Annotated in this window: 17 protein-coding genes and 1 tRNA gene; 12 read left to right on the top strand and 6 right to left on the bottom strand. The window is 42.1% G+C overall.

Annotation, left to right across the window (positions count from 1 at the left end; genetic code table 11):
* Positions 1–92: 92 nt before the first annotated feature.
* The 5 genes from AC1EK3_RS04955 to AC1EK3_RS04935 all read left to right on the top strand — a co-directional run bounded on the left by AC1EK3_RS04955 (position 93) and on the right by AC1EK3_RS04935 (position 7,607).
* Entirely contained in the window at positions 93–1,952 is a 1,860-nt protein-coding gene (locus tag AC1EK3_RS04955; protein ID WP_480033064.1) for a serine/threonine-protein kinase, read from the top strand.
* A 140-nt stretch (positions 1,953–2,092) separates the two neighbouring features.
* The gene (locus AC1EK3_RS04950) at positions 2,093–3,073 is read left to right on the top strand and encodes a DsbA family protein (protein WP_480033065.1); all 981 of its coding nucleotides are present in this window, start codon (positions 2,093–2,095) and stop codon (positions 3,071–3,073) included.
* Between the two features lie 383 nt (positions 3,074–3,456).
* Positions 3,457–4,584, top strand: a complete 1,128-nt coding sequence (locus AC1EK3_RS04945) for an ABC transporter ATP-binding protein (protein WP_004105828.1) — start codon at positions 3,457–3,459, stop codon at positions 4,582–4,584.
* Positions 4,585–4,832: 248 nt separating this feature from the next.
* Entirely contained in the window at positions 4,833–6,248 is a 1,416-nt protein-coding gene (locus tag AC1EK3_RS04940; RefSeq protein WP_480033066.1) for a DUF4032 domain-containing protein, read from the top strand.
* A 60-nt stretch (positions 6,249–6,308) separates the two neighbouring features.
* Positions 6,309–7,607 carry an extracellular solute-binding protein gene (locus AC1EK3_RS04935; RefSeq protein WP_480033067.1) on the top strand — a complete coding sequence of 433 codons (1,299 nt, stop codon included), beginning with the start codon at positions 6,309–6,311 and terminating at the stop codon, positions 7,605–7,607.
* A 429-nt stretch (positions 7,608–8,036) separates the two neighbouring features.
* Here the strand turns inward: AC1EK3_RS04935 and AC1EK3_RS04930 are convergent.
* Together AC1EK3_RS04930 and AC1EK3_RS04925 are read right to left on the bottom strand one after the other, a co-directional pair.
* A tRNA-Lys gene (locus AC1EK3_RS04930) sits at positions 8,037–8,109 on the bottom strand.
* Positions 8,110–8,180: 71 nt separating this feature from the next.
* Positions 8,181–8,441, bottom strand: a complete 261-nt coding sequence (locus AC1EK3_RS04925) for a glutaredoxin domain-containing protein (protein ID WP_004105832.1) — start codon at positions 8,439–8,441, stop codon at positions 8,181–8,183.
* A gap of 187 nt (positions 8,442–8,628) precedes the next feature.
* Between AC1EK3_RS04925 and ftsY the strand changes: the two genes are divergently transcribed.
* The 6 genes from ftsY (at position 8,629) to AC1EK3_RS04895 (ending at position 17,296) form a co-directional block, all read left to right on the top strand.
* Positions 8,629–9,810 carry a signal recognition particle-docking protein FtsY gene (gene ftsY / locus AC1EK3_RS04920; RefSeq protein WP_480033068.1) on the top strand — a complete coding sequence of 394 codons (1,182 nt, stop codon included), beginning with the start codon at positions 8,629–8,631 and terminating at the stop codon, positions 9,808–9,810.
* Between the two features lie 160 nt (positions 9,811–9,970).
* A complete protein-coding gene (locus AC1EK3_RS04915; protein ID WP_480033069.1) occupies positions 9,971–11,752 on the top strand; it encodes an ammonium transporter in 1,782 nt (593 codons plus the stop codon).
* Between the two features lie 419 nt (positions 11,753–12,171).
* Positions 12,172–13,533, top strand: a complete 1,362-nt coding sequence (locus tag AC1EK3_RS04910; RefSeq protein WP_480033070.1) for an MATE family efflux transporter — start codon at positions 12,172–12,174, stop codon at positions 13,531–13,533.
* Between the two features lie 65 nt (positions 13,534–13,598).
* Positions 13,599–15,059, top strand: coding sequence for a replicative DNA helicase (gene dnaB / locus AC1EK3_RS04905; RefSeq protein WP_032835455.1), 1,461 nt, complete (start codon positions 13,599–13,601; stop codon positions 15,057–15,059).
* A 15-nt stretch (positions 15,060–15,074) separates the two neighbouring features.
* A complete protein-coding gene (locus AC1EK3_RS04900) occupies positions 15,075–16,493 on the top strand; it encodes a DUF1727 domain-containing protein (protein ID WP_480033071.1) in 1,419 nt (472 codons plus the stop codon).
* 5 nt (positions 16,494–16,498) lie between these two features.
* Positions 16,499–17,296, top strand: a complete 798-nt coding sequence (locus AC1EK3_RS04895) for a type 1 glutamine amidotransferase (RefSeq protein ID WP_480033072.1) — start codon at positions 16,499–16,501, stop codon at positions 17,294–17,296.
* 133 nt (positions 17,297–17,429) lie between these two features.
* Here AC1EK3_RS04895 and upp read toward each other — a convergent pair whose 3' ends face one another.
* From upp to AC1EK3_RS04875, 4 genes are all read right to left on the bottom strand, one after another.
* Entirely contained in the window at positions 17,430–18,068 is a 639-nt protein-coding gene (gene upp / locus AC1EK3_RS04890; protein ID WP_004114100.1) for a uracil phosphoribosyltransferase, read from the bottom strand.
* A 300-nt stretch (positions 18,069–18,368) separates the two neighbouring features.
* Positions 18,369–19,022: a thymidine phosphorylase gene (locus AC1EK3_RS04885; protein WP_415687551.1), complete on the bottom strand. Its 654-nt coding sequence runs from the start codon at positions 19,020–19,022 to the stop codon at positions 18,369–18,371.
* Between the two features lie 46 nt (positions 19,023–19,068).
* Positions 19,069–20,202 carry an NUDIX hydrolase gene (locus AC1EK3_RS04880; protein WP_480033073.1) on the bottom strand — a complete coding sequence of 378 codons (1,134 nt, stop codon included), beginning with the start codon at positions 20,200–20,202 and terminating at the stop codon, positions 19,069–19,071.
* Between the two features lie 92 nt (positions 20,203–20,294).
* On the bottom strand, positions 20,295–21,920 hold the full coding sequence (locus tag AC1EK3_RS04875; protein ID WP_480033074.1) for an ATP-binding protein: 1,626 nt from the start codon (positions 21,918–21,920) through the stop codon (positions 20,295–20,297).
* Positions 21,921–22,506: 586 nt separating this feature from the next.
* Between AC1EK3_RS04875 and dcm the strand changes: the two genes are divergently transcribed.
* A complete protein-coding gene (dcm, locus tag AC1EK3_RS04870; protein ID WP_480033075.1) occupies positions 22,507–23,781 on the top strand; it encodes a DNA (cytosine-5-)-methyltransferase in 1,275 nt (424 codons plus the stop codon).
* The last annotated feature ends 89 nt before the right edge of the window (positions 23,782–23,870 follow it).

Here is a 23,870-nt window from a genome sequence, read left to right as displayed (position 1 = left end):
CAAAATTACGGCGATGTTGAATATAGAAACGGCGTGTTTTTTGTTGCGTATATTTGCATATTTGGCAATATAAGGCATTAACATAATGCAGTATGGAAGATACAAGCATGTTCGATTTGCAACCAGGGAATAATGTAGGCGGATACACTCTTATTTCTAGGCTTGGCGGCGGCGCAATGGGGTCAGTTTGGCGCGTTAATGACGATGGCGGCAATCAATATGCTATGAAAATATTACGTGCTTCTGTTAATGCAAAACAGAGTGAAGATGAGGATTCTGAGCAGGAACGTGCTCGAATGCGTTTAAAACGTGAAGCTTTGGCTTTGCAGAGGATTCATCATCCAGGTGTTTGCGCGATAGTGGATATGGAATTAGATGCTTCAATCGCTTTTATTGTGACAGAGTTGATTGAAGGACATAATTTGCGCGAAGATGTGGATGAGAATGGCCCTTATGTTGCAGATGATTTAGAGCGTCTTGCGCATAAGCTTATTGAAGCTGTTAAGGCAGTTCATGAAGCCGGTATTGTTCATCGCGATATTAAACCAACTAATGTAATGATTTCTGCTACTGGACCAGTATTAGTAGATTTTGGGATTGCAATGGGTGAAGGTGAAAGCCATGTTACTCGCACGGGATTAGTGATGGGCACTCCTGGTTTTATTGCCCCAGAAATTATTGAAGGCGGGGATTCAGATGAACTTACAGATTGGTGGTCTGTTGCCGCTGTGCTTGCGTTTGCAGCTACCGGTAAGCCTGTTTTTGGAACAAAGCCTATGATGGCTGTTTTGGAGCGTGCTGCTTCAGGAAATGCAGATTTAACGGGGTTGCCTCCTAGAACAATGGCTGCTTTCCGTAAAGCTTTGAACCCTATTCGAGAGCAGCGTTGCGTGCCATCTGATTTAGAAAATGCAATTAGTCAAGATGCTATGGATCCTTTAGCTTGGCCGGAGATGAACCGCCCTTTTGATCGTAACGCCACTAACGTAACTATGCGTGAAATGTGGCGTGAAACAAGCCGTGAAACAAGCCGTGTAACAAAAGAAAAAACTGCTATACTAACAAATTCTCGTGCCTGCGATGCAGCTGGTACAGTTGGTGCAGATAGCATAGCAAATCTTAACTCTGATGGAGAAACGCCAACCGTAACTGTTCGTTCTACTACTGTTATGCCGCATTCATTAGATAGTGAAGACGATAAAACATTTTGTGTAGATGAAAAAACACGAATTAATGCGTTAAACGATGTAGATTTTCAGAATATACAGGACGATAATTCAAACAATTCACGTATTGCACAATCTTCAAAACTTATTCATGCTTCTAATAACGTTTTTGATAATGACAATATTGAAAATGAAGCAGGCGATTCTCTTCATGTTAAAAGTGATGAAGTGCTTTCTGTAGATCATACTCTTAATCAACATGATTATGTGCGTAAAGGAACATGGATACTGCTGATTTGTATAATTCTTCATTTAGCCATTGCTTGCTTAAGCATTCTCGATTCTATTGGTTTTACGATGGTTTTTATGTGGGTTAGTGCAACATCCGGCTACAGTATTTCATCAAGTTTGCGAAGATTGCAACTTAACGATGGGATAATTCCTCGCCACGATTCTGTAGTGCGTATTGCAACTTTGCCGTGGCATATTATTCGAGGATTCGTTTACATGCTTCCACGAGTTATAGCTATTGTGGTTTCTGGAGGTATTGGAGCTGTTATATATCCATTTCTCTGTGGTGATAATCCTGAATTACTTTCTATAGATGCTGGATCCTTGCGTATTCTTTTGCCAGCTTACTCACCTAATATTTTTTCAAATACTGCATTTGGATATGCTCTAGGATTTATGGTTGCATGGGTTGTTTTTGCTGTAGTTAAGTGGACTACAAAATTCCGTTTAGGATTAGGTGCGTTATTTTATTCTGGAAAATCATTTGAAAAATAAAAAATAAAAATAGTACGATGCGTAATGTTTATTTTCCGTTGATGCCATCTACTAAACTGTGATGAGGTTATTATTCCATTAGCAAGAATGCTGCTAGGAACTAGTCTTAGTGTGCGAAAATAAAGGGTTGAAGGATAGCAATGCCTAAAATTCAGATGCGTGATAATAAGCAGAAGAATCCATCTTCTGCTCGCCAACAAAGAATTATAGAAAAACGCGAGCGTGAAGAGCGTGAAGAGCGTGAGCGTCGTCAGCAGACAATTATCGGAGCTATCGTAACGATTATTGCTATGGCTATACTGGTTACAGTTGGTGTTACAGCTTATCAAGCTTTGTTCCAGCCGAGCGATACTGAACAAATGCAAATTGAGCGTTCTAAGAAAGCTAAAAAGCGACTAAAGAAAGATGGCGCTAAATATAAGCCGGAAGTTGTCAATTCTGAGGGCGGAATTCTTATAAGCAAGCTTGGCTACAATAAGCCTGTTGCTAAAGCTCCAACGGTTGCAAGCTATTTTGATCCTTTGTGCCCTGGTTGTGGAAGCTTTAACCGTGAATCAGACAAAGCACTGATTTCAATGGTTAAAGCAGGTCAAATTAACCTAGAACTTCACCCAATGTCATCCTTGGATAGGTTTACTGTTGACCATTACTCGACTCGCGTAACCGGTGCTGTTATTTATATTGCTTCACACGACAACGATCCAAAGCATCTGCTTCAGTTTGTTAATAACATTTTTAGTAAAAAATTCCAGCCGGAAGAAGGAAGAAATTATAAGCCTGTAAGCAATGAAGAATTGATTAATCTGGCTAAAAAATCTGGCGTTCCAGACGAAGTCGCGAGTAAAGCTTTTGACAGACAATATTTGGAGTGGCAGGATTTGATTAACGAATGCATTCCTGATTTCAAAGAGCTGTTAAATGTTTCTGGGTATAGCAAGGGTTCTATGACAACGCCAACCGTAACAATTAACGGTAAGTTGCTTGACATGAATGCTGTTAGTGAAAAGAATATGAAGACGCTTGATGCAATTTTGCATTGCATCGGTTTGAATAAAAATCAGGTTGGAGTTGAAGGCCAAATGCCTAAAGTCTCTAGTACTGGCTCCCCTATTGATCTATAGTTAATAAAATAAATTATTTAATTAATAACGGACGCTAGGCTTATGCTTAACGTCCGTTTTTGTATAGGAATAGACGCAATTAATGCAAACAAATGATTATATGATTGCGCATTTTTTTGTGGTGAAAACCAACTATTGTTTAATTATTTATTAGTAACTTTTTGTATATTCGACACGCCGAGTATTGAGAAAATACTGATTTTTTGCTGTTTTTCTAAGATAAACATGATATATTAAGGCATGGCTCAACGAAGAGAACCTTCAATGGACCAGGTAAGTAAACTGTGGACGATTGATACCCGCCGATGTAGGAATTGGGGTCATGAGTGCACACCCTTCACTACGGATCGTTCGGCACGTACCTGCCGATGAAAGGACATATCATGGCAGAAGTTGTATTTGATCATGTGACTCGTATATACCCGGGCAACGATAAGCCTTCGGTTGATGACTTGAACATGACTATTAAAGATGGTGAGTTCCTCGTACTCGTTGGTCCATCTGGTTGCGGTAAGTCAACTACTTTGCGTATGTTGGCAGGTCTTGAAGAGGTTAACAAAGGACGTATCCTCATCGGCGGTCAAGATGTTACTACAATGCAGCCAAAGGATCGCGATATTGCAATGGTCTTCCAGAATTATGCACTGTATCCACACATGACAGTTGCTGACAACATGGGCTTTGCTTTGAAGATTGCAGGTGTTCCTAAAGAAGAAATCCGCAAGCGTGTTGAAAAAGCTGCAGAAGTGTTGGATTTGACAGAGTATTTGGATCGTAAGCCAAAGGCTTTGTCTGGTGGTCAGCGCCAGCGTGTTGCTATGGGTCGCGCAATTGTTCGTGAACCAAAAGTCTTCCTTATGGATGAGCCTCTTTCCAACCTCGATGCTAAGCTCCGCGTTCAGACTCGTACTCAGATTGCTGCTTTGCAGCGTCAGCTTGGTGTTACTACTCTGTACGTTACCCACGATCAGACTGAAGCTTTGACCATGGGTGATCGCATTGCAGTGATTAAGCTTGGCGTATTGCAGCAGGTTGGAGCTCCTACTGAGCTTTATGACCGCCCTGCAAACGTATTCGTCGCAGGCTTCATTGGTTCTCCATCCATGAACATCAATCAGCATCCAGTTGTAAATGGTCGAGCTCAGATCGGTGAGGATTCTATAGTTCTTCCAGCTGAGGCTGTTGATAAGCTCACTGCAGAGGATAACGGACAGATTATTGTTGGCTTCCGTCCAGAAGACGCAAGCTTGGCAACATCCGATGATCCAAATGCGTTCTCCTTGAAGGTAATGAACGTGGAAGATCTCGGTTCTGATGGCTATATCTACGGCAATATCATCACCGATGGTTCTCCTGAAGAAGCATCTACGATGATGTCTGATCAAAACAAGCTCACGACTATTCGCGTGAACCCACGTGCTCTTCCAAAGGTTGGCGACACCGTGAAGATCAAGATTGATCCATCTAAGATGCATCTGTTCGCACCTTCTACGGAGTTGCGTTTGAACTAAGAGCGTTGGTTTGCCTGCTTATATGAGCTAATAAGCAAACTTTCGGTATAAGGTATAGCGGGGTTCGCAATATGACGCGAACCCCGTTTTTGGCACAAAAAAGCAGCATAATAAGTGTGCAATAATACATCATTACAATGCATCGCTTATTATATATAGTTGTTATCAATAATTCGCCGGTGGTTAAGCTGTGTTTATATTGAATGCAGTGATATCGTTGGCATGAGCTTGATTGGTAAATAAACTTTATGGAATGGAATGACGCTCCTCAATTAGACCCGCGTGCTGTGCAAGCAACTTCGGTATCTGCACAGGACGAGAATGCGTCGTCTCAAGAGCCGCAGGCACTTAAGATTACTGCGGCTAGTTCAAATCCAAAAATGTTTACACTGCCTTGGGAATTACCACTTTCTCAATGGCCTGCTGATTTATTCGTGAATTTACCGCGTGGTATTTCTCGTCACGTTGTGCGATTTGTTCACGTTGGCGATGAAGTGTATGCAATGAAGGAAATTACTCGTCAAGTTGCAGAACGTGAGTATGAGCTTTTGCGTAGGCTTCGTAAACTTGAGTTGCCTACAGTTACTCCTATAGCTGTTGTTGCAGGACGCCATGATGCTAATGGTGAAAAGCTTGAGGCAATGTTAGTTACGAAACATTTGAAGTTCTCACTGCCATATCGTGCGTTATTTGCTCGTACTTTGCGACCGGATACCGCAGAGCGTCTTATTGATGCGCTCGCTGTTCTTATGGTGCGCTTGCATCTTTCTGGCTTCTATTGGGGCGATGTATCGCTTTCTAATGTGCTGTTTTTGCGAGATGCAGATGCTTTTTCTGCTTTCCTAGTTGACGCAGAAACTGGTGATTTGCACGGAAGCTTAACAGAAGGTCAACGAGAATACGATATCGATTTAGCTCGAACCAACATTATTGGTGAGCTTATGGATTTGAGCTCCGGTCAGCTTTTGCCGACAGAAGTAGATGAAATCAGTATAGGCAATCGTCTAGTAGATCGCTATCATTCGCTTTGGAGTACGCTTACTGACGTTGATAAGTTCAGTCCTGATGAGATGTGGCGAATTGAACGTCGTGTCAATCGTCTAAATGAGCTTGGTTTCGATGTTGATGAGCTGGAGATGAAGACTTCAGAAGATGGTCGAAGGGTTTTGGTTCGACCTCGCGTTGTGGATGCTGGTTATGCTTCCCGCAAGCTTCTTCGTCTTACTGGATTGGACGTTCAAGAGAATCAGGCTCGAAGGCTTCTGAACGATTTGGATGCGTATCGCACTTCTACATGGCGTCAAGGTGAAGAGCTGGAAATCGTCGCAACTGATTGGATGCGTGAAATTTTCGAGCCAACAGTTCGTATGATTCCTCCTGAGTTCCGTTCGCAAATTGAGCCAGCTCAGTTCTTCCATGAAGTGTTGGATCATCGTTGGTTTATGGCAGAAAAAGTTGGCCATGACGTTGCTATGCAAGATGCTGTAACTAGCTATATTAAGAACGTATTACCACAGTACAAAATGGATAAGCATGTTCTTGCTGCTATTAATGCAGATGCTGATTCTGGCGTTGTGGATGATGAATACACGTATTCTTCTCCAGCACCTGTAGGTCACGATATAGTTGAAGATGATCAAGATGCTAGTGTTTGGGCGAGTTGAGTTTAATTTTTCTGCTTGAGTCGGGTGAATTGTATCTAGAGAGATAATCGGGAGGGTGAAATGAGTCAATTTAAGAAACTATTTTGTAGCATTTTTGCAATAGTAATGCTCATGAGCCTTTCTTCGTGTGGTAACGATAGTGTCAATCAGTCTTACAGTGACGAAATATCTTTTAGTGGTAGTAAGAAAATAGTAAAGCACAAGAAGAAAAAACCTACTAAACCTAAGAAAGTTACGGACGTTAATCTAACCGTATGGTCAAGTAGCAAAGACAATAGTTGGGTTGCGCAGATGGAAGAAAAATTTCAGAAAATCCATCCGGAATACAAAATAACTTTTAAAAATAGCGTGGTTGAGTCTCAGGATCCTGCATTAAAAATGAATAATAGTAGCGAAAGTCCTGATGTTTTCTGTTACTGCAATGATATGATGATAGAGTTATTAAAACTTGGCAAATTGGGCGAACTTCCGCCGTACGCTGTTAAACAAGTAAAAAAGCAGAATGATGATGTAGTGGTTCGTGGAGTTACCTACACGGATGGAAAGCTATACGGCGTTCCGTATACAACTAACTCATGGCTAATGTATTACAACAAATCAAAATTCACACCTGACGATGTTAAGTCTTTAGATAAGATGATTGCAAAAGGCAAAGTAGCTTTTGATATTAGTAATGCGTGGTATCTTGCTGGATTCTATTCTGATGGGGCTGTATCATTCTTTGGCAAAAATGGGAATGATGCAAGTAAAGGTATAAAGTTCAATAAGAAAGCTGTTGCTATAACGCAATATATTATTGATCTAACAAGAAACAGTAATTTTGTTTTAGGTGGTAATGGAAGGGAGCTTAAAAGCCTTAGGAAAGGTTCTGTGGACGCGATTTTTTCCGGAACATGGAGTGCAAGTGAAGTGAAAAAGATTCTTGGATCTAACTATGCTGCAACTAGCCTTCCAAAGTTTAAAACTAAGATTGGAGAATTCCAGATGAAAGCTTTTTCTGGATCGCGTGATTTTGGTTTCAATCCTAACTCTTCTTATAAAAAAGCTGCTGCTAAATTTGCAGCATTTCTTGGGTCAAAAAACTCTCAAAAAGTATCTTTTGAAAAAACAGGCACGGTGCCATCAGATAAAAGGCTTAGTAAGTTTGTTGGTAAAGCTGACGCTGCAGCCGAAGCAGAAATGAAAGTTATTGCGCACACTTCTATTCTTCAGCCGACAATACCTGAAATGTATGCTTTTTGGGATCCTATGCAAAAGTTCGGCAAGACAATAGCAAAAGGTGAAGCAAGTTACGATGATGCTGACAAACTTATAGATGATTTAAATCAAGGACTTCAATTATACCATTCCGACCGATAATTAAATTAACTAAGATTCGGGTTATAGGCTCCAAAAGTGTGTAAAGCTCAGCTGATGGATACTCTGCGTTAGTAACAGAGTTTGTGACGATTTATTGTTAAATATTCAGCTAATGAATGTTTCGAATGCCACAGAACATAAAAATAATCCGCATTCGATATACTACGAGCCCTACTGCCGTAGTTGTTATGAGTTTATTTTTACACATTTTTGTCTTGGTGGCGAATGTGCAGAAAACAGATTTAATTATCGCAAAATGCTTGTATTGCAAGACCTAAAACATGATTTCTTACACACTTTACACGCTTTTGACCTATAACCCTAAGATTCTGTACTAGCCGATTATTTGGATTAACTAATCTACAAGCCATTAGTGTTGTAATAAACATACTTATACGCTCTCGGCTGTGTGCTTAAGGTATAAAAAAGTGCCCCCTGTGGGACTCGAACCCACAACCCAAGACTTAAAAGGACTCTGCTCTGCCAATTGAGCTAAAGGGGCAACAAATGCCAAGTGTACTACATTCAATCGACGAAGTGAATATCGTGTTAACTTATGCGTGTTACATATATTTATTGCAGTATTCCGAGTGACTCAAGTTTTGCTTTTATTTGTGTTGCTGATGGCTCAACCATAAAAGTATTATCTGCAAAAGTAACAACTGGAATATGCTTTTGATTGCTTATTTCAATCGCTTTTTCTTCAGCTCCCTCTTCTGTTTCAATATCATGCCAAACAAATGCTACGCCGTACTGGGTTAGTGCAGCCTTCGCACGTTTGCAATCTCCGCACCAATCTGCACCGTATACATTTACGGTAGGCTGATCTGACATAAAATCCTCCTCAATTATTTAGTGAATTCAAATTTTGCGTAATAATAACTAGCGCTATTTATTACGACTTTTATTAGTGTAATAGATGCAGGTATACCTAGGCATATTGATGTTGAAGTGTGACAAAGATGAGAAAAAATAGTGAAATGTATTGCTAGTGTCCCTTGACTTTCATAGTCTTGATGTCATGAATATGGTTATGGATATGAACATGCTAATTTGGTTTGCGGCTGCAGCTGTTGTTATTGCAATCTTATTGGTAACAGTTGCAGTGATTTTGCGCATTCACGGCAATAGTCATGGGCCAGTAATTCCTGAAAGCGTTGATAGCTCAATCGATACGAGCAAATCTAAATCGCGCGGCACAAAACAATCTGAAAAGCAGATAGAAAGTGACGTTGCTGTTGCACACAATGAAGAAGCGAAGTCTGAATCATTGCCAGAAAGCACCTCTTCGCGTATTAAGCGTCTTCGCGAACGTTTGTCTCATAGTGCAAATCCATTTGGTCGTGCATTGTTTAATATCATAAGCAAGGATCATCTTTCGGAAGAAGATTGGGAAGATGTAGAAGATACTCTTCTTATGGCCGATGTTGGTTCTCGAGCTAGTGAAGAATTAGTGGAAGATCTACGCAAAGACGCACGCATTGCTGGTACCTCTAGTGCAGAAGATGTGCATTCGGCATTGCGTACGAAACTTTTGAAAATAGTAGATGAAGATGCTGATCGACGCTTGAACGCAGATAAATCAGATGCGCATCATCCTAGCGTTATTATGATGGTCGGCGTTAATGGCACCGGTAAAACCACTACTGCTGGAAAATTAGCGCGATTGTTTATTGCTAAAAAACGTTCAGTAATGTTTGCTGCAGCAGATACTTTTCGTGCGGCTGCAGCTGATCAACTTGAAACTTGGGCATCTGCAGTAAGCGTGCCAGTTGTTCGTGCAGATAAAGACGGTGCTGATCCTGCTTCTGTTGCTTTTATAGCTGCAAATAAGGCGAAAGAAGAGCAAGCTGATTTATTGATTGTGGATACTGCTGGTCGTTTGCAAAATAAAGCAAATTTGATGGAAGAGCTTGGCAAAATTCGTAGGGTTATAGAAAAAACTATGCCTGTTGATGAAGTATTGCTGGTATTGGATGCTACTACTGGTCAAAATGGCATGTCTCAAGCAAAAGTGTTTGCTGAAGCTATTGGCATTACGGGCGTAGTTCTTACTAAGCTCGATGGTTCCGCTAAAGGTGGAATTGTTATAGCTGTTCAACGCGAACTTGGCGTGCCTGTTAAGCTAGTAGGTCTTGGCGAAGGACCAGATGATTTGGTTCCGTTTGATGCTCAAAGCTTCGTAGACGGTCTGCTTGCCTAATGCTGAACATTTGTAGCTGCACGAATGGTAGTTTTTAATGTTCCATTAAAGTTCTTCTATGAGTTTTGGCTATAAGGGTTTCTCGGTACAATAGTTATATAAATATACTTAAGCAGCAACGATGTTATTGTTGCGCTGTTTCAAATAATTGAGGTGAAAAATGACCACAATGGATCCGCAATGGGCATTGTTGGCTGGCGCGTTGGTGTTTATTATTACGCCGGGTATTGCCCTGTTCTATGGAGGTCGCGAACGCGCTACTTCCATGGTGAATATGATGATGCTTTCAGCTGGCGCTATTGCTGTAACCACACTGGTTTGGACGCTGTGGGGATGGTCGTTAGCTTTTGCTGGCAAAGATATGGCTGGCGGCGTTATAGGTGATCCATTGAGTGGTTTGCTATTCCGCGATTCGATGGTGGCAGATCATGGTGTGTTTACGTCTATGGACGCGAATTCTGGGCTATCTGGTGGCATTCCTGCAGCTTTTCGTTTAGCATGTGCTGTTGTTGCAGTAGCTCTTATCACCGGAGCTCTAGCCGGTCGAGTGCGTTACGCTATTTGGCTTATTTTCGTGGCTGTATGGATTACTTTAGTATTCGCTCCATTAGCACATATGGTGTGCGGTGGTGGCTTACTTTCGCCTAATGGTGCTATTTCACAGGCGTTAGGTATTTCAGTGCATGACTTCGCAGGTGGTTCTATATTGCATATCGCTGCGGCTGTTTCTGCTTTTGCGATTGTTATGATTATTGGCGGACATGCTCACTTCCCTCTTAAGCGTTTTGTTTTGCATATTAAGAATGTTGCGCATACGAGTGGCAATGCTAATTCTGGAGCTACTAATTCGCGTAATACTAAAAGTCGTTTATCGCGCGCATTGTGGGCTGATGTTGAGCATGCTAAAAATGCTGCTAGTGAGACTGTTGTCTCTCCAGTTGCTACAGTAACTGAAGTTGCTGCTGAATCCACTGCAACGCAGTCAGCAGTTGAAAATGGTGTTGCTGCTCGCCAGCCGCATAATGTTCCTTTCGTTATGCTTGGCGTTTTCCTGATTTGGTTCGGTTGGCTTGGGTTAATGATTGGTTCTTCTGCAGGTGTTCCTGGAGTTGCAGGTTATGCTTGGGTGAGTTCCACAATAACTGCTTCTGCTTCAATGCTTGCCTGGGGTGTGACTGAACGTTTACACTCTGGATGCTTTACTGCTTTAGGAGCTGCGTCTGGCGTTATGGCTGGATTAGCTGCAAGCGCTGCAGCCGCGGATGTTATTGCTCCATTGTGGGCTTTAGTTTTGGGTGTTCTTTCTGGTGTTATTACTTCTTTAGTAACTCACTCTCGTACTTTTGTGCGCTACGATGGCGCTTTGCATGTAGTTAGCGTTAATGGCGTTGCTGCACTTATTGGTGTGCTTGCAGTAGGCTTATTTGCTGATGGTTCCGGATTACTTGCTGTTGGCGACTGGCATCAATTAGTTGCACAACTGTGCTTAATCGGAATTACGGTTCTTTATGCAGGTGCCGTAACTGCAGTGCTAGCTTTTGTTCTTGAAAAGCTTTTTGGATGGCGAATCTCGGAAGCTAAGGAACGTAAAGGCGTTGATTTAGCTGATCAAGGAGAGCGTGCTTACGATTTTTCTTCTATTGCACAAAGTCATGATGGCGCTGTAGTTGCTGTTGCAGATGATGATGCAGATAAGACTCAAATGGCTGTTCTTACTTCCGTTGATATTGATATGAGTGAAAACGAGATTGAACAATCTGATTTTATGGCTGATCAATCTGAGGCAAATTCTGAGCAAGGTGATTCCAAGGCTGATGATACTAAATCTGAAGTTGAGCAAAAAGAGTCTTCTTCTGAAGAAGAGTCTGAAACTGTAGAAAAAGATAAATCAGCGCAAAATAATAAAAAAACAGAAAAACGAAATAATAGTGCTAAAGAATAGAAGCATGTTCGTAAGCGCTATTGTTTAGCAGCAAGTTCTAGTTATTTTGATATAAACCGCATGTCTTATCTAAGATATGCGGTTTTGTTATTTTTGCTAATTTAAAATCAAGTTTTTTTAATGAATAACTTATTTTTAGTGAATAAGTTATTAATATGACACGCACGAATTGCTTGATGTGGATAAAAAAGATAAGTTATCCACATTTTAGGCGTGTCTACGTGGATATCACACAAATTTATCCACATAGTGGGGATAACATTGTGGATATCCTGCGGATAACTTTTTAAAATAATATTTTTATTTGCGATTTACGCGTATTTGTGTTACTTCACTTGCAATTGTTTTTGCATAAAATTGTTAGCAATTGCAATCTTCTTTTATACAAGCGTGACAAAGTAGCGGTAGAATGAAGCATTATGACAAATCAAAAGTTGGACAACCAGAACAAAAAAGACGTACTGCGCAATATTTGGCTACTAGCCGTACCAACTTTTGGACAGCTCATATCTGAGCCAGCATTTGTACTTATTGACACTGCTATTATTGGCCACATTGGCAAAAGCGCTCTAGCAGGTCTTTCTATTGGATCAACGGTACTTCTTACTACTACAGGTCTTTGCTTATTTTTGGCTTACAACACAACTTCACAGGTTGCGCGTCTTTTAGGCGCAGGTAAGCGTCGAGAAGGTTTTAGCATTGGCATGGATGGATTGTGGCTTGCATTATTGCTTGGCATAATTCTTACAGTCATACTTATTTTTGCAGCTGAACCGTTATGCTACGCAATAGGCGCGCGTGGATCTACGTTGCAAAATGCTATTGTGTACACACAAATGGTTATGCCTGGATTGCCTGCGATGCTACTCGTATATGCAGCAAATGGCATATTTCGCGGTCTTTGCAACGTGCGCATAACATTATTTGCTGCTGTAAGTGGAGCTGTTCTAAATACTATTCTCGATATAATCGCAGTATTTGGGCTCAACATGGGAATTGCTGGTTCTGGTATTGCAACAATGATTGCGCAATGGTATATGGGACTTGTTCTTACTATTCCTGCAATTATTTGGGCTACTCAAAGTGGTGCGCGTCTCAAACCGCATTTTCAGCATATTCTACATTCTGCTGGAACTGGTATGCCTTTGTTTGTCCGTACACTTGCATTGCGCGTGTGCATGGTAGCTACGGTTGTTACTGCGACTCATCTCGGTACCAATACTCTCGCTGCGTATCAGGTTGCTAATTCTTGCTGGAATTTTGTTATGAATATTTTAGATGCAATTGGTATTGCTGCGCAGACTATTGTTGCTGCAGCGCTAGGTGCAGGCTGTCGTAAGCGCGCAGGAATGATTACGCGTATTTGTGCTCAAGTGGGAGCTGTAAGCAGCGTAGGGGTCGGTTTATTCATGATTTTCGTGGGTTGGAGTTGCGCGCCACTATTTAGTCAGCATACAGATATTCAGTTTTTAATTTCTGTAGGCATGACAATATTAGGATTGTTCTTGCCTCTTGCTGGATGGATGTGGGCACTAGATGGCGTATTAATTGGTGCAGGTGATCACCGTTACTTAGCAAAAGCTTGTTCAGTAATGGCTGTCGTGTATTTAACATTTTTGGCGCTCACAAGCGTTTTTGATGTCGTCATCGACGCTAATGACGTGGTAAGAACTATTACTTTATGGGTTGTTTTAAATGCTGTTTATATTGGGGGACGTGCAATAGGCAATAGTTTGCGCATAAGAAATGATACGTGGATGGATTCTGCGCTAAAAATGTAAATAAAGTTTTGTGTTAGTGCATTTACGTTTTTTCATAATACGTGCGCGCGTTTATACTCGTTTTTATGGCAGATAATGATATGTGGCAATCTACTAAAGGCAATGTTATCCGCGCAGGTAGCAATCGTGGTGGCAATGGTGACGCCTCTGCATATGGTTCTGGCGTTGCAAATCGTGGTGCCGAAGTAGGTGCTACGTTGTTTGATCGTGTGCCTCCTCACGATGTTGATGCAGAAATGGCTGTGCTTGGCGGAATGCTCATGAGCAAAGATGCTATTGGCGAAGTGTCTCAATTACTTGAAACATCAGATTTTTATTTACCGCAGCACCAAACAATTTACGATGCTATTCTTACGCTTTTCGCTGGCTCACAGCCTGTTGACGTTGTGCTTGTAGCTAATGAATTAATGAAAGATGGAAATCTCGATAAAGTTGGCGGAGCTGACTATTTGCACAGCCTAGTAGCTTCTGTGCCAACAGCCGCAAATGCAATGTACTACGCAGATATTGTGCATCAAAATGCTGTTCTTCGTAACGTTATTACTGCTGGCACAAAAATTGCACAAATGGGCTATTCTGCTTCCGGAGCGCAAGCAGAAGATATTGTAAATCTTGCGCAATCAGAAGTGTATGAAATGAGTGCTGGCAAAGTGCGTCAAGATTACGTTGCCATTGGTCCAGTTTTGCAAAATACACTTGATCAGTTAGATAAAATGCAAAATCACGAACTTGAACAAGGTGTACCGACTGGATTTAGAGATATTGACGAAGTTACGCAGGGTTTGCAGCCTGGTCAAATGATTGTTGTTGCTGGTCGTCCGGCTATGGGTAAGTCAACTCTTGGCATTGATTTTGCTCGTTCGGCGGCACTGCACCACAATATGACGTCTATTGTATTCTCTCTAGAAATGAGCAAAGTGGAATTGGCTCAGCGCATTATTGCTGCAGAAACTAATATCCCACTCGCTGCTATGCGAAGAGCGGAAGATATTACTCCAGATCGTTGGAATACTCTTAATACTTTTTGGACAAAAATGCAAAACGCTCCGCTTTTTATTGATGACAGCCCAAATATGAGCTTGATGGAAATTCGCGCAAAATGCCGTCGTTTGAAGCAAACTAATGATCTGAAGCTAGTAGTTATTGATTATCTTCAGCTGATGAGTTCCGGTAAGCGTGTGGAAAGTCGTCAGCAGGAAGTTTCGGAATTCTCGCGTGCGCTGAAGCTTCTTGCTAAAGAGCTTGAAGTGCCAGTTGTGGCTTTGAGCCAGCTTAATCGTGGACCGGAAATGCGAAACGACAAGAAACCACAGCTTTCAGATTTGCGCGAATCTGGTTCTATTGAGCAGGATGCTGACGTTGTGTTCCTAGTGCATCGCCCTGATTTTTACAATAAGGAAGATCGCCCAGGCGAAGCAGATATTATTATGGCAAAGCATCGTAACGGCCCTACTGACACGTTTAATCTTGCCTTCTTGGGTGCAACTTCCAAGTTCATGGATATGCCGCAAGACTACCAGCAATAAGGGGTGTGATTTAGTATGTCAAGCCGCGACCATGAATCGCATAAAAAGTTGCGCCAAAATTTGCATAAGCATTGGTACAGTTTTGCCATGCCTGCTGTAGGAAAGCTTGTTTGCGCTCTTTCTAGGGTGCTTCACCATGGTGGAAGCGCATTGCCTGGGAAAGTTATTGAGAGCCTCGATTCTGGCTTTTTGGCGCGCACTCTTGCCGCATTGCCGTACGGAATAGTGTTGATTTCTGGCACCAATGGCAAAACTACCACAACGCGTATGGTAACTTCTATGCTGCGCGATGCAGGACTTAACGTATTTACTAATCCAACCGGTTCAAACTTTACTAGAGGAGTAGTTGCGGCTCTTGCTAAAACTATGCCTGCTTTTGGCACAAAGCTGAATGCGGATATTGCAGTTTTAGAGCTCGACGAAGCGTACGCAGTGCATTTTGTAAATCAAATCAAGCCTCGCTACTCTTTATTGCTAAACGTTATGCGAGATCAGCTCGATCGATTCGGCGAAATTGATACAACTGCAAAACTATTAAGCAACGTAGCTGCTGCAACTGAAGGAACAGTAGTGCTAAACCGTGAGGATCCACGTATTCGTGCGCTTGCAAAAGTTGTTCCTTCCGGGACTTGTGTGCGGTATTTTGGTTTAGATGACGCTGTAAAAAGCATGTTCCCGACGGATGATGATTTGCACAATAGCACTGAAAAAAGCGAAAATTGCGAAGATGCTGCAGAAAGCAAGGCTAACAATCTTCCTAAAGCAGACGTTGTGCTTTCAAAAGTTGGAGACCATGAGGCTGAGTTTATACTTGATGGCAAGCGTAAAACTACTTCTGTAAAACTCGACGGCGCTTACAATATTTTCAACGCTGCTGCTGCAGCAACAGTAGTTCGCGCTATCTTGGCGGACGCTGCAAAACAAAATTCTGCGCTGCAAAAATTCGACGACGACGCGCTTATGGAAGCGATTTCGCACGTGACTCCTGCTTTTGGTAGAGGCGAAGTAATTGAAGTTAATGGTGCTCCTGTTGAGCTTGTTTTAGTGAAGAATCCTATTGGTTTTAGGCTTGCAATCGCTTCGGATCATCCGCAAAATCACGATACCATGATTGCAATTTGTGACGAATATGCGGACGGTAGAGACATGAGCTGGCTGTGGGACGTTGATTTTGCAAGCTTTAGCGGCACTGGAGTTGAGTGTGTTTCTGGTACTCGCGCATGGGATATGGCTTTGCGTCTGCAATACGATAAAGTCTCGGCTCGCAATGTGAATACGGATTTGGAAGAAGATGCTAAAGCTTTTGTAAACGGCGATTTTAGTGGCAACGCTAAAAACGCTAAACGCATATATTGCACGTATACTGCCATGCTTCGCGTGCGCGCGGCTTTAGCGCAACTTGCGGAAGTTAAAGACGTTGGAGTTGGGAAGTAATTGTAATGAATGGTTCCAGTGATATTAGTAAAGCAAATGCTACTTTTGAAAACGAAAATCGCGTGCTAGATATTGTGTCGCTATATCCAAAAGACATGAATATTTACGGCGACTACGGCAATGTGCTTACGATTATGCGCCGAGCGGAATTGTACGGTTACAAGCCAGTGCTTCACGAGTACAATGTTGGCGATTTATGGCCAGAGCGCGTGGATATGATTCTTGGCGGCGGTGGTCAAGATCATGGGCAAAGCAGAGTTACTGAAGATTTATTTGCACGCGCAGACGCGATTCGTGAGCTTGCAAAAGATGGCGTTCCAATGCTTATGATTTGTGGACTTTACCAGCTTTTTGGAGACTATTTTGAAACCGTTGAGGGTCAAAAGCTTAAAGGAATTGGCATACTTGGCGAGCATACGGTTGGTCAAGATGTGCGCATGATTGGAAATCTTGTGGAACATAGCGACGATTTTGGCGATATTGTGGGCTACGAGAACCATTCTGGGCGCACAAGCTTGGAAGATGGAACGCAGCCACTTGGCTCGGTTGATAGTGAAAATTGCGGTAATAATGGCAAGGATCACACGGAAGGAGCGCGCAAATACAATGTTATTGGAACGTATATGCACGGCTCAGTTTTGCCAAAAAATCCGCGTCTGGCTGACTTTTTAATCCGTACTGCTGCGCAAAATCGTTACGGCGAATTTTCGCCAAAGCAGACTGATTCTCAGTGCGCGGAGCTTGCTAAATTAGACGAATTAGCCGATCGCGCTCGCGAAGTGGCCGTAACTCGTCCGCGGTAAAGAGATTTATCTGCGCAAAATTTGTCAACGCTAAACACAAAAGCCTGCTGAAAATCGCAAAGTGTTGCAAAATCAGCAGGCTTTTTGTAGTTTTTGATTCTAGTTTTCGTTTGATTTAGTTAGCTAGTTACTATTAGTCAATCAAGCCATACAAACGATCACCAGCGTCTCCAAGACCTGGAACAATATAAGCTTTGTCGTTCAAATGCTCATCAACAGCGCAAACAACAACCTTAAAGTCAATAGAAGGATCAATCTCCTTCTCCAGGCGTTCCAAGCCTTCTGGAGCTGCCAAAATGTTAATAGCAGTAACATCCTTAGCGCCGCGCTCAGCTAAGTAGTGCGTAGCGGCAATAAGAGTGCCACCAGTGGCAAGCATTGGGTCAAGAAGGAAGCACTGACGGCCAGTTAAATCTTCTGGCAAACGGTTGGCATAAGTGACAATATCGAGCGTCTGCTCGTCGCGCTTCATGCCAAGGAATCCAACCTCAGCGGTTGGAAGAAGGCGAGTCATTCCATCGAGCATACCGAGGCCAGCACGCAAAACCGGCACAACCATTGGGCGTGGGCGGTTCAAATGTTTGCCAGTCATCTTGCAAATAGGAGTTTCAATCTCGCGATCGCTAACCTCCAAATTGCGGGTTGCTTCGTATGCTTCGAGGGTTACCAATTCGGAAACCAACTCGCGGAAAATATTAGAAGGTGTATTCTTATCACGCAAAACGGTGAGCTTGTGGTCCACCAGCGGATGATGTAAAACATGAAGATCCATACCTTCTAGATTAGTGCAAGCATTGCACGTTAAGCTAGCGGCGTGCCGTTATTTTTGCGCGAAATATAAACAAATGTTGAGTAAAAATATATATTTTATTTAAACTTATCTAACAAAATTAAAATCTAAAATCTAAAATTCAAAAACAGAAACGATACTGACTTGCGAAAGCGCCTGTCGGCGCAAACGCCGCTCGCAGCGGCAAAAAATGGAGCCCGGGGCTTAAACACAAGCCAGCATCATTTTGAGTATACCTTGTTTTCTGTTTTCACGCGCCGCACAATTTTGATCGAAAATAATTTATTCCAACTTTCCTGCGCGCCACAATTTTGCTCCATTAGCAAAAGATAACGAAAGCGTGTGCATATTAGCGGATACGTGCAAAATTTTTGCAATTTTCTGCGCGTGTATTTTATTTTCCTGCTCGTCTAACTTTTTTGCGTAAACTCGCATTCCGCGTGCAATAATCGAAGTAAAAGCTGAAGATCGGTAAAGCGCTACAGCAAAATCGCCTGTAAAAGCACCGGAAAGAATAGAGTCTGCAAGTCGCGCAATATCTTCTCCGGTAGGAGCTTCGTCAATTCCTGTAATAGCTGAAGCGCTCGTTGCTTCAGGCTCGCCAAGGCGCCAATACTCAGCGTAAGCTTCGCGCTGTTTCCGTAGCGACATGCGCAATAAATATAGTCGCCACAACATTCCAGGAATAGACTCAGCTTCCGCGTGACTCCACAAATCTGCAATAACTTCGATGCCTTCATTCTCAACCAAATTCAGCACGCGCTCAACGATTTCCGGCGACTGCGTTTTATGAACGCGATTAAGTAAAACAGCGGCTGAAGTGTGGCTAATTTCGTTTACAACCTGCGGATCTGTGCCGCCTTCAATCTGCGCGAGCATCGCAGGATCCATTTGTGCAGGTCTGCTAGGACGGGCGGCTCCTGTGGGGCTTGGCATAAAAGCAGATCTGCTTGAATGAATAGAACTCGATTGTGAATTTAAACTAGTAGACACTTGGAAGAACCTTTTCAATATCGATAATACGAGCGCCTTTAGGGGTACTAATTATGTGCAAAACTATTGCGCTTCCTGTAGGCATGTATGGAGATTTTTGGCTGAGTACGCGCTTATGTGCTCGAGGCTTTGTTATTTCGCGCAAATAATCGAAGAAAGTGCCAATAACCGGGCGGTGCAAGCACATGACTGTTGCGTTGTTGACTGTGTTCGCATTTTGTTCATTTTGCTCAAGATTTTGTATTTCTTTTATAAGCACAGACAATGTAGATTTTGGTTTTTTCTCGTGACAATCTTCTGTAAGTTCCGCAACCTGTTCTATAGGAAGTGAAGAATCGCGCGCAAAAGCCGCAACCGTTTCTAAGCAACGCTTCCAAGGAGACGATATGATTTTATTCGGCGCGTAGCAGGCAAGTTCGCGGCCTAAAGCGTATGAAGCGGCAGCACCCAGAGGCGTGATTGGTCGAGTCGCTTCACTTCCTTGCCAAGTTTTTCGAGACTCAGCTTTTCCGTGACGCACCAGAAGCAACGTGCTATATTCTCCTTGACCTGCGTGGAGCTTCTCTAAGAAAGCGTCTAGCACTTCGCGGTCGCTGTCGTGCGTAAGTTTTTTGCGCGCTTGAGAAGGAGTAAGCCATAAAACATTGCCAATTTCAGTAGGCTTAGCTGGCTTAATTGGTCCGAAAGCAGGAAGACGCTTTGCTGAGGTTGGCTTATCGATTAAGTGCATCATCCAGTAGTGGATTCGCTTTATTACTTCCGGCTGAGAATTGCGTGATGTGTTACCGCTTTTAGAAGTTTGCTTTTTGCCTTCGCGCTCAAGAGGATACTCTATTTTGGCAATGTGCGGGCCTAGCGTGACTGAATATCCTGTTTCTTCTCCAACTTCGCGCACGGCTGTGTGGCGATGCGATTCTTTTGGCTCATTCTTTCCTTTTGGCCAGCTCCAATCGTCATATTTAGGACGGTAGACTAGGCAAAGCTCAAAATCATCGTCGCTAGACTTTATTGAGTCGCTGCTTGTTTTTGCCTCTCCACTTGCATTTGAGCTGTTTGTAGTATTGCGCTTGCGATAAATAATTCCGCCAGCTGCTTCAACGTATTGCGTCGTTACTGCACTCATATTCACTATTTTAGCGGTTTTCTTTCGCAAATTTTAGTTGTGCTTTGTTATTTATTACAATTCGATTAGTTGCCTATTTGGTTAGAGTCAGTTTAGTTGCTGATTTTCGTATATTTTCGCTGTCTACTTGTTACTTTTCCTAGTGCTTTTACTTTATTTTCTGCAATTAGCTTACGTAAATGTCGTCTAATTGTTTCTGGAGACTTTTTAGTTAGTTCAGCTAATTCTGGAGTTGTTATTGTAGAGTCAACAGGTATAAGCGCTAGCAAAATATCGTCATTTAATAGATTCCTTTTGCTATCCGCTTGTGTGCGTTCTTCTTGAGTGTAATTTCCTGCTTTTTGTTCAGTATTGCTTAGTTCCTCAAAATAGTTCTTGCTAGAATCCATTATCTCAGATCGGTTTGTGTAGTCTACGTAATTTACATAATTCATGTTGCGAGGAAGTTTTGCTTTTGCGCGCTGCAAAATCACGCTAAAAGAGCCAAGCTTAGGTATAAATTGTGGTTTTGGCAGCGACCATGCTTGCATTTCGTTAATCATAAACGCAATTCCACTACCTTGACCTTCAACTGGGCCTGCTCCAATCCTATTTGCTTCGATTGGTGTGTATTGTGCCAATTGCATAAGTGCGGCATTTCGGCACTTCGATTCGCCGTCGTCAATGTTATCAAGCGTTTTTCCTCCCCATAATCCTCCAGGATTTGTTATAACAACCTTGTCTGGGAAAATGTCAACGCTTACAGGCTGACCTTGAAAATATTCGTGGTATTCTCTGTGAATTACCGCATTGGCTATGGCTTCACGTAGAACTTCGCGCGGAATCTCCGATTCTTCTATGCGTTCGACTCCGTTAATAAATGTGCTAACTCGAAGATTTTTAATAACCGCGTTTACTGCATCCTCAATCATTTCTGATATTGCTCCGCTGCATTCTTCGCGGTCTATAAAGCGTTGCACTCCAGTCGAAGATTTTTCTGTTCCTGCGTGAGCTGTTACGTCAATAAACAATCGCGGGAAGAATTGTTGCGGATAATTTCCAAGAGTTAAAAGTCCTGCCATTCGTATGCGCCCTTGTTTATCTGTAATATTAAGACGCGTGAGCTTTTCATCTTCTGTTGTAGTGCCGCGTAAAGCCTTGGAATTTGCTCGTCTTGCTATAAGATTTTCGACTAAATCCTTGTTTAAATCAGATTTTGTAGCTTCTTCAACAATCGATAAATCTATATCGCTTGGGCGTAGCGCGTTTTCTATTTCGTAAACTTCGTCATTCGACATGCGAATGTCTTTATCGTCAACGCGTTTGTAGCTTCCGCCTTTACTTCCTTTAGCTGTAATGTAGCAAGGCTTTTTGTCGGCAGGGTTTTCGTAGATTTTTATTGCTAGAATTTGAGAATTGTTGTCTACAATCACTCTTTCTAAGTCATATCTTGGAGGATATGTTAGCCGCACTCCGTTTACGCCGCCGTCGCCTATTCCTTCAATAAATTGATCACGAACTTTGTTAATATCGAAGTTTTTTGTTGGGGAAAAATTATTGCTTTCATCTAATCCGAGTAGTAGTGTGCCGCCATTTGTGTTAGCGAATGCGCTTACTGTTTCCCACACGCTTACGCTGAGCTTTGCATCACAGCTTTTTGCCTCATAATTGGAGTCGTCTGTTTTTTGCATGCGCAATCGCTCGATGGCGTCTTTGATTTGTTCGTTTACGATTGCCATTGCTCGCTCCTTGATTAACTGTGATTAGGTGTAGAAGTTTTCGAATAATTATTTTGCTGATATTTTGTTGTTAAGTTTGTTTTCTCTATCACAATGTCACTGTTATTTTATCACGGTCATGACTGTGATAAAAGTGTTGTGACTGTCATTTTTCTCGTTTGTGACAGTGATTTTTGTATGTATGACTGTCATTTTTTCGATTTTGACAGTCATCTACTATATTTTGACAGTGATTTTTCGCATTTTGGCCGAGATGTGTCTACTTATGACAGTCATTTTAACTTCCGTGACTGTGATACCCACATTTATGACTGTGATGCACGCGTTCTGCGTAAATCAGATATTTTGTTATATAACCCAAAATTCCTAAAACTGGCAAATCGTAGCGCAAAAAACATGCCAAAACTGGCAAATAATTACTAAAAAACCTCCTAAAACTGGCAAATGGTTTAAATATGTTCTATTTGCTTGGAAAATCAGATTCGGAGTTGGGCTTCACAGTTTAGCAAAATTTGATCTTTTTGTGTATTGAATTTATACTAAATTATACGTGTATTGAAAATTTGCTAATGTTACGAGGGTTTATATGTCCAAGACAATAAAAGTTGCTGAACTTTTTGCAGGAGTAGGTGGGTTCCGTCTTGGGCTTGAAGGGTATACTCCTTCTGATGGAAACAATTTTACTGCGGAACCGGCGGGGCCTTTCAAAACAGTTTGGGCAAATCAGTGGGAGCCTGCTGGGCAAGAATCCAAGCAATTTGCGTGGAGATGCTATGAGAAGCGTTTTGGCAAAGGTAGCTGTGTTAATGAAGATATAGCAGAAGTGCTCAAAAAATTTGAACACGGGGAATGTGATATTCCAGATTTTGACATGCTTGTTGGCGGTTTTCCCTGTCAAGATTATTCTGTGGCAAAACCGTTAGCATTGTCTTCTGGAATTGACGGCAAAAAAGGCGTTCTGTGGTGGAGTATTAATAAAATGTTGGAATTGCGTCACCCTAAATATGTTCTACTTGAAAATGTTGACCGTTTATTAAAATCACCTGCCGCGCAGCGCGGTAGGGATTTTGCCATTATTCTCTCTTGTCTTTTTCGATTAGGATACAGCGTAGAGTGGCGAGTTATTAATGCTGCTGACTATGGAATGCCTCAAAGACGTAGACGAGTATATGTTTTTGCAGAACATGATTCTAAGAAATGGTATAACTTGTCAGAGCATCTTTTGCAAAACGGTGTTATTGCACGAGCTTTTCCAGTATCTGTTGCAGAAAAAAATGCTGCGCAATATGAATTTTCTATTAGTGACAATCCGTATGTTATATCTCAAGATTTTGGCAAACAAGCTAAGGTGAGCCTATTCCAGAATGCTGGTGTTATGCAAGATGGAATAGTTTATACCGTTAAAACGGATGCTGTGTTTTCTGGCAATGCAATGACATTAGGTAGCGTTTTAGTTGATGCCAATCAAGTGCCTGAAGAATATTGGATTGAAGAAGATAAGCTTGCTTCTTGGCAGTATCTTAAAGGCGGTAAAAGGGAGTTGCGAACAGCTTCGAATGGATTTGAGTACATGTATTCCGAAGGCCCTGTTGCTTTTCCAGATAAAATTGATGCGCCAAGCAGAACTATTCTTACAGGTGAAGGTGGGAAAAGCGCTAGTAGAACCAAACATGTTGTTATGCAAAATGGCAGATTGAGAAGACTTGTTCCAGATGAGCTAGACCAGTTGCAAATGTTCCCTAAAGGTTGGACGAATGATGGAATGAGTGATGGTCATAGAGCGTTTTGTATGGGGAATGCGTTGGTTACTGGTATTCCGCATAAAATTGGCGAAGTTCTCGCTAATGACATTTCGGCATAAAATTCATATCTAAATAATTATGCTTATTTGTAGGTTGCGTAGGAATTGAGTTAATAGGAAAATGTAATAAATAAAGTTGTGCCAGGGAA

The sequence above is a fragment of the Gardnerella sp. C0026F2 genome (genome assembly GCF_056590715.1).
This window is presented reverse-complemented; position numbering and strand designations above follow the sequence as displayed.